The sequence below is a fragment of the Fusibacter sp. JL298sf-3 genome (assembly GCF_053842995.1).
The window spans coordinates 1-13,056 of the sequence record NZ_CM132608.1 but is presented as its reverse complement, the minus strand read 5'-3'; the positions used below and the strand labels follow the sequence as shown (position 1 = coordinate 13,056).

The window sequence follows — 13,056 nt, the reverse complement described above, 5'->3', positions numbered from 1 at the left end:
TTCATCTCTCAATGCGCTCGAGAGGTATTTACAATAACAAAGAGTGGGATTTTAGCCCACTCTTTGTTGCCACATCTATTCACCGTTTTATTATAACATACCCATTTCTTTTATGCAAATGAGAATAGCGACAACTGGTTGTCCTCCGGCAGATCGTCAAAACAGCCATGTACTTTCATTGCTTCGATAACCGTTTTGGATACTTTGGTCAGGCGTCTGAAGTCTTCGATTGACAAGAACTCATGATTCTCCTTAATCACTTCCATCATACTTTCTGCCGCAGATGCGCCGACGCCTTGAAGCGCCAAGAACGGCGGCAAGATCTTCCCTTCGTGTATTTTGAACTGCGTCGCATGCGAGTGCTCTATGCTCACTTTCATAAATGACAGCCCCCTCGAGTACATTTCGTCTGAAATCTCGAGAATACCGTATAGATCGAGTTCTTTCTTCGTCGGCTTTTCAAGCTGTTCGAGCTCCTTCATCTTGGCGCGAATCACCTCTGCGCCTTTACAGATGAGATCAGCGTCAAAATCATCGACTTTAGTGGTAAAATAAGTCGCATAAAACGCCAGCGGGTGGTGCACTTTAAAATAAGCGATTCTCACAGACATCATGACATAAGCGACGGCATGTGCCTTGGGGAACATGTACTGGATGGTTTGACACGACGTGATGTACCAATCCGGCACGTTGTTTTGCTTCATCACTTCAATGTCTCCGTCCTTTAAACCACGGCCCTTACGAACGCTCTCCATAATTTTAAACGACGTCAGCGGTTCGAGGCCTTTTAAAATCAAGTAGTTCATAATATCGTCTCGCGTCGCAATAACGTCTTTAATGGTTACGACGTTGTTGCGCACCAAGTCCTGTGCGTTGTTGAGCCATACATCTGTACCATGCGATAGCCCCGAGATGCGCACGAGGTCTGAAAAAGTCTTGGGTTCTGTATCTTTGAGCATTTGCCTTACAAACTTCGTTCCAAACTCCGGTATGCCGAGACTGCCGATGTCGATGCTGTACGTATCATCCTGAATCCCAAGAGTTTCGGTGGTTGTAAATATTGCCATGGTATCGGGATCGTCTAGACGAATATCAAATACATTGACGCCGGTAAGCTCTTCCAGGTACTTAATAATCGTCGGCACATCGTGTCCCAGTATATCCAGTTTCAGCAGGCGGCCACTGATGGAGTGGTAGTCGAAGTGCGTCGTAATGACGTCGGAGTTCACGTCGTTGGCCGGGTATTGAATCGGACAGAACTCGTGTATGTCGTTTATCTGCGGCACGACCATAATCCCGCCGGGATGCTGCCCCGACGTTCGCTTGACACCGGTGAGTCCTTGTGCCAGACGTTCGACCTCATAGCGGTGGACATTGATGTTGCGCTCTTCAAAATATTTTTTAACGTAGCCGTAGGCAGTCTTTTCAGCGATGGTGCCAATGGTGCCCGCTTTAAACGTCTTCCCTTTACCAAAGAGCACCTCACAGTATTTGTGTGCGTTGGCCTGATAAATTCCGGCGAAGTTAAGGTCGATATCCGGTTCCTTATCGCCGTCGAAGCCGAGGAAGGTTTCAAACGGTATGTCGTGTCCTTCTTTGATAAGTGGTTTGCCACAAGACGGACAAATTTTATCCGGCATATCGACACCGGCACCGTATGAACCGTCGGTTATAAACTCTGAGAATTTACAGTGATCGCAAATATAATGCGGCGGCAGAGGGTTAACCTCTGTAATATCGCTCATTGTCGCCGCAAATGACGACCCGACGGACCCTCTCGATCCGACGAGGAAACCGTCTTCCAACGATTTTGTAACAAGCTTTTGCGCAATGATGTACATAACGGCGTAACCGTTGCCGATGATAGAAGTCAGTTCTCGCTCCAAACGACTTTCGACAATTTCCGGCAGGGGTTCCCCGTAGATACGCTTGGCTTTCGCCACACACATGGTTCTGAACTCTTCATCAGCCCCTTCGATGACTGGTGGGAATGTGCCCTTTGGCACGGGCAAAATGGCATCACACCATTCGCTCACGCGCTTGGGATTGTCTATAACGACTTCTTTTGCACGGTCGCCAAGGTAGTCAAATGCCGCCAGCATCTCATCGGTGGTTCTAAAATAAAGCGGCGCCTGATTGTCTGCATCACTAAAGCCGTTCCCCGCCATGAGTACGCGCCTGTACACTTCATCTTCCGGTTCTAAGAAGTGGACGTCACAAGTGGCCACTGTGAGTTTCCCAAGATCGTCACCAAGTGCTAGAATACGCTTGTTGATTGCCTCTAACTCATCGTAGCCGCGCACGCGACCGTTTGCCACCATAAATCCGTTGTTTTCAAGGGGTTGTATTTCGAGGTAATCGTAGAAGTCTGCAATTTCACGCACACGCGCTTCCGGCAGATTGTTCATCATCGCCTTATACAGCTCCCCCGCTTCGCAAGCACTGCCGTAGATAAGTCCCTCTCTTTTTTCAATGAGAAGGCTCTTCGGGATACGCGGCTTTCGATAATACGTGTTCAAGTTGGAATGCGAAACCATTTCGTAAAGGTTCTTTAGCCCGACTTGCGTTTTGGCTAAAATAATAATGTGATTCATATCGCGCATTTGATAGGGGAAGTTCAATCGGGCGTACGCGTTGATACCTTCCAGTGTCTCTACTTGAGCTTCCTTGAGCATTTCGAAAAACTTGACGAGCACGCGACTTGTCGCTTCTGCATCGGCAACCGCTCTATGGTGATCGTGTAAAGGAATCTTCAAAAACTTAGTTACCGCTTTTAGATTGTGTTTCTTTATGGCCGTTAACAACAGTCGGCTCAGTGCCAATGTGTCGAGAATCTTAGAAGTAAAGGGAATCTCGTAAACACCACAATAATGTCTGATAAACGCGCAGTCGAAAGTCGCGTTATGTGCGACGACGGGGACACCGTCTACAAAGGCCATAAACTCAGGCAACACTTTGTCAAGTGTCGGCATCCCCTTGACCATTTCATCGGTGATACCGGTGAGTTCTGTAATCTTAGACGGAATGTTGTACGTCGGGTCGATTAACTGACTGTAGCGATCGATAACGGCCCCTTTATGGATTTTTACAGCACCGATTTCAATAATCGTATGGTTGCAATAGGAAAACCCGGTAGTCTCGATATCGAATACCACATAGGTCTCGTCGAGGGCATACCCGTCGGCATCTGCGATCATATCGGTGACGTCGTCAATAAGATAGCCTTCTACGCCATACAGGACTTTGATGTCGTCCCCTGCGGCATCTGCAGCATCCGGGAAAGCCTGTAAGACACCGTGATCCGTAATCGCTATAGCAGGATGCCCCCACTCAATGGCGCGTTTGACAATTTTTTTAACCGACGTCATCCCGTCCATTTCACTCATGTTCGTGTGTAAATGCAGTTCAACGCGCTTTTCTTCTGCGGTATCCACACGCGGAATTTCTTCATGTCCCTTGTTTATCGACAAGATGTTGAGCACCTGCTCTTTGTCAAACGCATCGTATCGATTGACGCCCTCCACAATGTACCAGTTGCCCTTAACTAACTCCGATTCAATGGACTCAAAGTCTTTCTTCTTTAAAAAAGCCTTACAGGCAATGGCGTTGGACAAATCTGAGAGAAAGAGCTTTAAAATAAACTTGCCGCCTTTAATCTCACGCGACTCATAGGCGAGCAGCTTGCCTTCAATGGCATAGGTTTCTTCTTCTAAGCAAATATCGTCAACAGGCGTCGTACCGCGCTTGATTTTGTTCTTATACAACACATTGCCCTTTGGACGGTCCGAGGCAGATGACGTCGACTTAGCGGGTGAAGGTACCGGTTGTGCTACAGTGTTCTCATTAACCAATTGTTTGATTTCCTCTTCACGAGCTTCTTCATAGGCTTTAAGACCGTCTACATCGGCGTGTTTTGACGAGGTGGTAATGGCGTATTTCCGGTTGAGATTTTTCTCGCAAATCGTATTAATCAGCGATTCCGTATCGTATTGATGAAAGGTGTTTTCAAGCCCTTGGTCTTCAAACTCGATGTGAATGCCCCCCTCTGGGAAAGAAACTTCAGAGCGTTTTAATATGCTGGCCACAGCGGGGTTTTTACGTCTGACAACTTGTAAAATACTGTCCCAATAGGCGCCGACCCCGAGGGGTTCCCCGGTGAAGTCCACGCGCACGTCGCAGGTATTCACAAAAGAGAGATGTTTAAGAATGGTGTTTTTAAAGCGCGTCACATTGGCAGACGGGATAATCTGATCTGAGCTGAGTTGGATATTGAGATGTCGCGAGGCTTCCTCGTACTGTATTCGATGCACTTCGTAACTGCTGACTTTTAAATTTTTCTGGATCAATTGATCAAAGGGCATTCTACTCAAAACGCTCACCTTTCTATAGTGTACTTATCAATGGCCTCTAAAAGGGCCTCAACAACTTCTGATTCTTTTACTTTTTTGATGACCATGCCTTTCTCAAAGAGCAGAAACTCCCCGTTTCCGCCGGCGATGCCGATATCGGCTTCTCTGGCTTCACCCGGCCCGTTGACCGCGCAGCCCATAACAGCAACTGTCAGCGGCTTGTCAATGTGCTTAACGCGCTCTTCGACGAGGTTTGCAATGGTCACGAGATCGACTTGTGTACGCCCGCAAGTCGGGCAGGCGATAACCTTTACACCGAACTGGCGAATGTCCAGCACTTCGAGGATGCGCTTGGCCACATCGATTTCTCGCTCGGGTTCCCCGGCGAGGGAGACGCGAATCGTATCGCCAATGCCTTCGTACAGGGGGATACCGATGCCAATGGCAGACTTAATGGTCCCCGTAAACACAGTGCCCGCTTCAGTGACGCCCAAGTGAAGCGGGTACGTCGTCGCTTTGTGAAGCATCCGGTAGGCTTCTGCTGTCATTCGAACATCAGAAGATTTAATAGAAATAACAATGTCTTCAAAATCCAGTGCTTCTAAGATGCGCACATGATAAAGGGCGCTCTCAACCAGCGCTTCAGCTGTAACCCCGCCGTATTTTTCATAGATGCTGCGCTCCAAAGAACCGCCGTTGACGCCGATTCGAATGGGAATGCCTTTTGACTTCGCAGCGTCGACAACCGCTTTTACTTTTTCTTCACTACCGATATTACCCGGATTGATCCTAATTTTATCGACGCCCTGCTCAATTGCCGCTAAGGCCAAGCGATGGTCGAAGTGGATGTCCGCTACCAGCGGAATGTGTATCTGTTTTTTTATTTCGCCGATGGCCTCGGCAGCTTTCATATTGGGGACGGCGACGCGAACGAGTTCACACCCCGCTTCTTCAAGTCTTAAAATTTGTGCAACGGTGCTCTTAACATCCTCCGTTTTTGTATTGGTCATAGACTGAATGACAACTGGATGACCACCACCTAAGGCCACATTGCCCACTGTTACAGTTTTACGCATAATTGCCCCCTGTTAAAATCTCTGAATATCTCTAAAAGTCAGGAATACGGTGAGCATCAGCAACAGGACGATGCCGACAAAATGAACATACCCCTCTTTTTCTCTATCGATGGGCTTGCCTTTAATCATTTCTATTAAGACAAACACAATGCGGCCGCCGTCTAGCGCTGGAAATGGGAGCAAATTAAAGATGCCCAAGTTCACAGAAATGTACGCCGCTACGAGGATTAAATTTAAGATGCCCATTTTAGAGGCTTGACCAATGGCACTTACAATACCCACTGGGCCTGAAACGCCTTCTCTAATTTCTTTTTCACCTAAACGGGATAAGAATTCAAAAATGCCCATAAAAAACGTTTTAAACTGTTTACCGGCATTTTCAAATGCCTTTCCAAAATCTTTTTCGTACTTGGCCTGTATACCGATAACATAGCGACCGTTGACATCCTTTTCCGGCTGTATCTCCACAACTTTACGCTCAGTGCCGTTTACCACATCCAGTACGAGCCCCTCGCCCTTTGAAGTTTGTATCGCTTCTGTTAACCCCTCCCAGCTGTCGACGGGAATCTCGTTCACGGAAGTGATTTTGTCACCGGCAACCAAGCCCGAAGCAGCGGCAGGTGCATCGGGAACAACGGCCCCTACCGTATTAGACGGCGCGCCGATGGCAATGCCTAAAATCAGAAGCAAAACAAAGGCCAGTACAAAGTTCATAATGGCACCAGCCGCCAAGATAATCAAACGCTGCCAAGGTTTTCTATTGCTAAAACTGCGTTCGTCTGTCGATTCTTCATCTTCACCTTCCATTTTGACGTAACCGCCAAGAGGAATAGCCCTTAAAGCGTACAAGGTTTCAGGGCCTTGCTTTTTCAAAACTACCGGTCCCATTCCCACTGAAAATTCGTGAATGCGAACCCCGTATAACCGCGCCGTTATAAAATGTCCAAACTCGTGGACAATGACGAGGATGCAAAATATAATGACAAAACTCACTAAGGTCAATATCATAAGCTTCTCCTATTCTACTTTATTTGTCTTTTTGTGTACGCTCTAACTTCGGCGTCGATTTCAAGTATTTCTTCAAGGGACGGCCACGACTTCGTCTCATAACGGGTCATCGCTTTTTCTACCCCGGTTGCAATGTCATAAAAACCGATTTGTTCTTTTAAGTAGGCCTCGACCAACACTTCATTGGCCGCGTTGAGAACCGTTGGCAGTGCACCGCCTTCTGATATGGCCTGAATGGCCAAGCTCAAACACGGGAAGCGCTCAAAATCCGGTCGTTCAAACGTCAAAGCACCCATCGTCCCAAAGTCCAGTTTGGGAATGCTGTTGGGATGCCGCTCTGGGTAGTCCAAGGCATAGATAATAGGCAAACGCATATCCGGTACGCCGAGTTGTGCCACCACAGCACTGTCTTTAAACTGAACCATCGAATGGACGATGCTCTGTGGGTGTACCAACACTTCTATTTGAGAAGGGGGTACATTAAAGAGCCAGCGCGCTTCTATAAACTCGAGGCCTTTGTTCATCATCGTCGCCGAATCAATAGTGATTTTAGCGCCCATGGACCAATTGGGGTGCTTCAATGCTTCTCGAAAAGTCTTTTGGGCAATTTCGGCTTTTGTAAACGACCTAAACGCCCCACCTGACGCCGTGAGAATGATTTTATCCACTGCTTCAGGCGGTTCGCCATTTAAACATTGGAAGATGGCACTGTGCTCGCTGTCTACAGGAATCACAGGAACGCCTGCAGCTTGTGCCATAGGCATAATCAGATGCCCCGCTGTTACCAGTGTCTCTTTATTTGCCAGTGCTATGGTCTTTCCGGCTTCAATGGCCTTAACAGTAGGAAGCAAACCTGCATTTCCTACAATCGCCGTTACCACGACGTCTACAGCCTCGTGTGCAACCAACTCCAGAATTCCGTTGAGCCCGGCGGCAACGGTAATCCCCAGACCTTTTAAGGCTTCTGTGAGGGCCTCGTACTGATTTTCATCATAGACGACAACCACTTTCGGCTTGTAACGCTTTGCCAGTTCAATAACGCGCTCTATGCGATTGTAACAAGTGATGCCAAAGATCTCATAGCGCGCACTTTCTTCAATAATTTCAAGCGCTTGAGTTCCGACGGAACCCGTCGCACCTAATACGACTATCTTTTTCATTTTATCTCTCATTTCATTTATCCTAAATACATAAAAAGAGCACAACACTATGCGCTCAGCCCACTTAGAATACAGTGGCAAGAAGACTGCTGCAACAAGTCACATATCGACTTTTACAACAACACAACTAACTGAGGCATAACAATTTTGCTCTTATTATACCATTCTTTTCTCTATTCATAACGTAACTTTATCTTAAACTTTTAAACAACAAGCGTTGAGCCGAAAGTCTTCTCGCGAGTGTTCAACGCGTGAAGACGTCAGCGAAACGCGCTTTGATACACCGTAGGTGGGTCAAATGTTGTTGACGAACAACAAGCGTTGAGCCGAAAGTCTTCTCGCGAGTGTTTAACGCGTGAAGACATCAGCGAAACGCGCTTTGATACACCGTAGGTGGGGCAAATGTTGTTGACGAACAACAAGCGTTGAGCCAAAAGTCTTCTCGCGAGTGTTTAACGCGTGAAGACGTCAGCGAAACGCGCTTTGATACACCGTAGGTGGGGCAAATGTTGTTGACGAACAACAAGCAACCCATGACGTTCTGACGCGCTTCTTGACATCCGTTCAAAAATGTTACGCCGTAAAAGTCATGTACAATACCATGGTGTAGTACACCAGTGGCATGGTGACAATTATGCTGTCAAAACGATCGAGCACACCGCCGTGGCCGGGCATAATTGTGCCAAAGTCTTTAATGTGATAGACGCGTTTAATTTTTGAAGCCATTAAATCGCCCATCTGTGAAAGGATGCTACCGAAACATCCGAGGACGACGGCATATACTAAAAAATCCGGATTCAAAATATAAGCGTAGATGCCACTAGCAAGTGTTGCAAATACAACACCCCCTACAGAGCCTTCCACGGTTTTATTAGGGCTGACCTTTTTAATAAGCGGCGTTTTGCCAATGAGTTTGCCCGTGAAATAAGCAAAGGTGTCGGAAACAAAAGCAATAATGAATGGGTACCACAAGAAGAAGTTGTCACCCACACGGTCTATCTTAACAATGTGTGCCAAACTGAAGACGACGTAAAAAAAGCCGAGCAAGGTCAAAGCCACACCAGTCAATGAAAGGCGGTCAAACACAGTCATTCCCATGAGGAAGAGCACTAAGAATGTAATAAGAAATGTAAAATAAGCTTCTCCCCAGTTCATGTAAAGTCCTACGAACCATAAAAGTGTCGTCGCCATAGGTAACTTTTTAGCAACTCTTTGGTCTGTGAAAATTTTAAGGTACTCGTGCAATCCGATCAGACTCAGCAGCACTGTTGCCACGAGCAAATAAGTGCCGCCCTTAATCAATACAATAAACAGCAATGGCAGTGCCACCAAAGCCGATACGATACGTGTCTTCATTCTACTCCCCTATCTAAACGCCACCAAAGCGCCTATGCCGTCCCCCATACCTCTCAAGTGCTTTTCGATAGACTTCTGGTGTGAAGTCCGGCCAAAAAACGTCTTCAAAGACAAACTCGGTATACGCCATTTGCCATAACATAAAATTGCTAAGGCGCTGTTCGCCGCTTGTCCGTATAAGCAAGTCCGGCTCAGGCATGCCACTTGTGTAGAGATGGGATTCAAACAGCGCTTCGTCAATGGCTTCTACATCCACTTCCCCCGCTTCAACAGAGGCCGCAATTGCCTTTGTCACCGTTAATATCTCATCTCTCCCCCCGTAGTTCAAGGCAATATTAAAGTTCATACCGTCGTTGTTCTTTGTCTTTTCAAGTGCTTTTTCGACTTCACCCACTTGAAAAGCCGGCAGTTTGGTATAATCACCCAATATGTTGATCTTTACGTTATTTTCATGTATTTCATCGATTTCAGAGCGCAAAAACTTGACCAAAATTTTCATCAACCCCTCCACCTCTTCAGCAGGACGACGCCAGTTTTCCGTCGAAAAAGCATAAAAGGAGATATAGGGTATTCCGAGTTTTTGACTCTCAATGACGATTTTCTTCAGCGCTTCTGTCCCTGCATTGTGTCCGAAAAGTCTGGGGAGGCCCCTTTTTTTCGCCCACCGACCGTTGCCATCCATAATAAAAGCCACATGTCTTGGCAGTTCTGTCAAGCGCACACTTTTCTTTTTTTTAAAAAACATACATCACCTCAAAGTGTCGCCGACACGCGTGTGCTGCACGTCCAGTAGCTTTAAATGCCCCATATGGTGACTTATTCAACAAATGCTCAGTGCCACGTGTTTTTTCAAGCGCCAACTTGCATCATTTGACATGGGCGGTAAAGTCTATAGACGTTACAATAGGCTAACTTCTCCTAATTAAGAATGGTTTTCCGAATTGCTATTCACGAAAACCATTCCCTTTTACTACACTTCTAATATTTCTTCACTTTTAGTTGAAACCAATGTATCGATTTCAGCAACCTTTTCGTCAATCATCTTCTGGATATCTTTTTCTCCTGAAGTCAACTCATCTTCGGTAATCTCTTTTGATTTTTCCATTTTTTTAAGCTGATCGATGGCTGTTCTTCTCTCGTTTCTCAAAGCGATTTTCGAATCTTCGCCAAGTTTTTTTACTGTTTTAGTGAGCTCTTTACGACGTTCTTCTGTGAGCATCGGGATAACCAAACGAATGACTTTCCCATCGTTTGCCGGGTTAATACCGAGGTCGGCCATCTGAATCGCCTTCTCAATATCGGTGAGCACTGTGGCGTCATAAGGTTGGATTTGAAGAATTCTAGGTTCCGGCACTGAAATACTCGCCAATTGTTTGATTGGCGTCTCTGCGCCATAGTATTCAACTTTTACCTTGTCTAAAATAAGCGGGTTGGCTCTACCGGCTCTAATGTGTGTCAATTCATCTTTTAGCACGCTAACGGTCTTGTTCATTTTCTCTTCTAGTTGAACGTGAACTGAATTTTTCATCAATTTGCCTCCTCGATTATAGTACCTACATTTTCACCTGAACACGCTTTAAGAATGTTTTCAGGCTGATTCAAGTCAAAGACTGCGATTGGAATCAAATTGTCCATACACAACGTAATGGCCGTGAAATCCATAACCGCAAGTTTTTTATTGAGCACTTCTGAGTAATCTAGTTTGTCGTATTTTTTAGCATCTGGATTTATCATTGGATCGGCGTCGTACACACCGTCGATGCGCTTAGCCAGCAATATGAGCTCTGCGTCCATCTCCGCCGCCCTCAATGCCGCTGTGGTATCCGTTGAGAAAAACGGACTGCCTGTACCGGCTGCAAACAGCACGACTTTGCCTTCACTCAAATAAGACACCGCACGTTCTCTATTATAAGATTCTGCCAACTGCGTCATAGCTATAGCGCTCATAACCACATTGGGGACATTGTTGTATTTAAGCGCATCCGCCATAGCGAGGGAATTCATAACTGTTCCCATCATGCCCATGTAGTCGGCGGTCGTTCTCGTCATATTTTGACTGCTTCTGCCGCGCCAAAAATTACCTGCGCCAATGACAACTGCCACTTCCACGCCCTTTTCTGTCATCGTCTTGATGTGCGTGGCAATGCGGTTGACCATTTCGCCGTCAATACCAAAGCCTTTTCCGCCTGCAAGGACTTCTCCACTAAGCTTAAGAACGACTCTCTTATATTTAAGATCCAAAATAAACCCTCCATTCCTTATTCTATTTTACAGCAACTTTCATAAACGTTCAAGAAAGATTCTCTATTCCTTAAAAAAGAGAACACAGCTGTGTTCTCTCTTATTTAAACAACAAGGTTTGAGCTCAAAACCATTTCGCAACACTTAGAAGCAAAATGCAATGAACTCAAGTGTCTTAACACACAAAATGTTGTCGTTTGCAAGTATGGTGTGAAATCACATCGCCCTAAGACATCGTGTCCACTTGGTGCTTTTTATTAGCTTTGTAATTGCTTCGCAACCTCTTCAGCAAAGTTTTCAGATTTTTTCTCTAAACCTTCGCCGACTTCAAATCTTGCAAATCTTCTGATAGAGATGTTTTCGCCGATCTTAGCGATTTTCTCTTTTAAAAGTTGATCGATAGTCTTGTCTGGATCTTTGATGAACGGTTGCTCTAACAGACAAACTTCTTTGTAGTATTTTGCAATTCTACCTTCAACCATTTTTTCAACGATTTTTTCAGGTTTGCCTTCGTTAAGCGCTTGGTTTCTAAGAACTTCTTTTTCTTTTTCAATCGCTTCTTGCGGTACTTCTTCGATTTTTACATATTGAGGGTTTGCTGCTGCAACTTGCATTGCAACGTCTTTTGCAAACTCTTGGAACTCTTCGTTTTTAGCGACGAAGTCTGTCTCAGAGTTAATCTCTACGATAACGCCGATTCTACCGCCGTGGATGTATGAGGCAACAATACCTTCAGCTGCGATTCTGTCCATTTTTTTGTTGGCTTTAGCAATGCCTTTTTCTCTTAAGAACTTCACCGCTTCTTCCATGTTTCCTTCTTTTTCAACGAGCGCTTTTTTACAGTCCATCATGCCTGCGCCTGTTGTTTCTCTTAGCTCTTTTACCATAGCTGCAGTAATAGCCATTGTAATTCCTCCTTAAAAATCGTTTTAAAAAAGGTAAGAGCGCACTCTTACCTCTCTTTTATATGACTTGACCTTAAGCGTTTTCTTCTTCAGTTGCAGCAGGCTCTAATTGCTCACCTTGGCGCGCTTCGATTACAGCATCTGCCATTCTGCCTGCAATTAATTTAACCGCGCGGATTGCGTCGTCATTACCAGGAATTACGTAATCAACTTCATCCGGGTCACAGTTTGTATCGACGATTGCAACAACTGGAATACCTAATGTCTTAGCTTCTTTAATCGCAATTCTTTCTTTCTTAGGGTCTACCACGAAAATTGCACTTGGCAATTTAGGCATTTCTTTAATACCGCCTAAGAATCTCTCTAATCTTTCTTTATTGGCTCTTAATTTGAGAACTTCTTTTTTTGGAAGCGCTTCAAATGTGCCGTCTTCTTCCATTTTTTCTAATTTGAACAACAAGTCGATTCTCTTCTTAATCGTCTTGTAGTTGGTTAACATACCACCTAACCATCTTTGGTTAACATAGTAGATGCCTGCTCTTTTAGCTTCCATTTCGATTGCTTCTTGAGCTTGCTTCTTTGTACCTACAAATAAAACAGTACCGTTTTCTTCTGCTACACTTCTGATGAAGTTGTAAGCGTCATCAATTTTACCAACTGTTTTTTGAAGGTCGATAATGTAAATACCGTTTCTTTCTGTGAAGATGTACTCAGCCATTTTCGGGTTCCATCTTCTCGTTTGGTGACCAAAGTGTACACCGGCTTCAAGCAATTCTTTCATTGATACTACTGACATGCTTTTTCCTCCTAAAATTTGTTTTTAACCGCCCCGACAGTCATCGTACGAAGAGACCTTTCGGCAACTTCAACGCACTCGTCATCGGGTGTGTTTTCATACCTTTGACATTATAACATAAGGGCCTTTAAAAGACAATGTTAAATTTACTTTTTTATGTGCATC

General features: G+C 45.4%; 10 protein-coding genes. All 10 read right to left on the bottom strand.

From position 1 onward, the window contains the following. Positions 1-110 precede the first annotated feature (110 nt). The 10 genes from ACR6HW_RS00050 to rpsB all read right to left on the bottom strand — a co-directional run bounded on the left by ACR6HW_RS00050 (position 111) and on the right by rpsB (position 12,891). Positions 111-4,361 carry a PolC-type DNA polymerase III gene (locus ACR6HW_RS00050; protein ID WP_455730914.1) on the bottom strand — a complete coding sequence of 1,417 codons (4,251 nt, stop codon included), beginning with the start codon at positions 4,359-4,361 and terminating at the stop codon, positions 111-113. Positions 4,362-4,375: 14 nt separating this feature from the next. Next, complete coding sequence (gene ispG / locus ACR6HW_RS00045; protein ID WP_455729129.1) at positions 4,376-5,425, bottom strand: flavodoxin-dependent (E)-4-hydroxy-3-methylbut-2-enyl-diphosphate synthase; 1,050 nt, start codon at positions 5,423-5,425, stop codon at positions 4,376-4,378. 12 nt (positions 5,426-5,437) lie between these two features. Then, a complete protein-coding gene (gene rseP, locus ACR6HW_RS00040; protein ID WP_455729128.1) occupies positions 5,438-6,433 on the bottom strand; it encodes an RIP metalloprotease RseP in 996 nt (331 codons plus the stop codon). A gap of 14 nt (positions 6,434-6,447) precedes the next feature. Then, positions 6,448-7,593, bottom strand: coding sequence for a 1-deoxy-D-xylulose-5-phosphate reductoisomerase (locus ACR6HW_RS00035; RefSeq protein ID WP_455729127.1), 1,146 nt, complete (start codon positions 7,591-7,593; stop codon positions 6,448-6,450). A 573-nt stretch (positions 7,594-8,166) separates the two neighbouring features. Further along, the gene (locus ACR6HW_RS00030) at positions 8,167-8,949 is read right to left on the bottom strand and encodes a phosphatidate cytidylyltransferase (protein ID WP_455729126.1); all 783 of its coding nucleotides are present in this window, start codon (positions 8,947-8,949) and stop codon (positions 8,167-8,169) included. Positions 8,950-8,962: 13 nt separating this feature from the next. Further along, complete coding sequence (locus tag ACR6HW_RS00025) at positions 8,963-9,694, bottom strand: isoprenyl transferase (protein WP_455729125.1); 732 nt, start codon at positions 9,692-9,694, stop codon at positions 8,963-8,965. A gap of 225 nt (positions 9,695-9,919) precedes the next feature. After that, positions 9,920-10,477, bottom strand: coding sequence for a ribosome recycling factor (gene frr, locus ACR6HW_RS00020; RefSeq protein WP_455729124.1), 558 nt, complete (start codon positions 10,475-10,477; stop codon positions 9,920-9,922). Continuing rightward, positions 10,477-11,193, bottom strand: coding sequence for a UMP kinase (pyrH, locus tag ACR6HW_RS00015; protein ID WP_455730913.1), 717 nt, complete (start codon positions 11,191-11,193; stop codon positions 10,477-10,479). The genes frr and pyrH overlap by 1 nt, the downstream gene beginning before the upstream one ends. Before the next feature lie 254 nt (positions 11,194-11,447). Then, complete coding sequence (gene tsf, locus ACR6HW_RS00010; RefSeq protein WP_455729123.1) at positions 11,448-12,095, bottom strand: translation elongation factor Ts; 648 nt, start codon at positions 12,093-12,095, stop codon at positions 11,448-11,450. A gap of 73 nt (positions 12,096-12,168) precedes the next feature. Then, positions 12,169-12,891 carry a 30S ribosomal protein S2 gene (gene rpsB / locus ACR6HW_RS00005; RefSeq protein ID WP_455729122.1) on the bottom strand — a complete coding sequence of 241 codons (723 nt, stop codon included), beginning with the start codon at positions 12,889-12,891 and terminating at the stop codon, positions 12,169-12,171. Between the last annotated feature and the right edge of the window lie 165 nt (positions 12,892-13,056).

Coding starts and splice junctions, on each gene's coding strand:
- rpsB (WP_455729122.1), bottom strand. CDS start 12,891: ATGTCAGTAGTATCAATGAAAGAATTGCTTGAAGCCGGTGTACACTTT.
- ACR6HW_RS00035 (WP_455729127.1), bottom strand. CDS start 7,593: ATGAAAAAGATAGTCGTATTAGGTGCGACGGGTTCCGTCGGAACTCAA.
- frr (WP_455729124.1), bottom strand. CDS start 10,477: ATGAAAAATTCAGTTCACGTTCAACTAGAAGAGAAAATGAACAAGACC.
- tsf (WP_455729123.1), bottom strand. CDS start 12,095: ATGGCTATTACTGCAGCTATGGTAAAAGAGCTAAGAGAAACAACAGGC.
- ACR6HW_RS00025 (WP_455729125.1), bottom strand. CDS start 9,694: ATGTTTTTTAAAAAAAAGAAAAGTGTGCGCTTGACAGAACTGCCAAGA.
- ACR6HW_RS00050 (WP_455730914.1), bottom strand. CDS start 4,361: ATGCCCTTTGATCAATTGATCCAGAAAAATTTAAAAGTCAGCAGTTAC.
- rseP (WP_455729128.1), bottom strand. CDS start 6,433: ATGATATTGACCTTAGTGAGTTTTGTCATTATATTTTGCATCCTCGTC.
- ACR6HW_RS00030 (WP_455729126.1), bottom strand. CDS start 8,949: ATGAAGACACGTATCGTATCGGCTTTGGTGGCACTGCCATTGCTGTTT.
- ispG (WP_455729129.1), bottom strand. CDS start 5,425: ATGCGTAAAACTGTAACAGTGGGCAATGTGGCCTTAGGTGGTGGTCAT.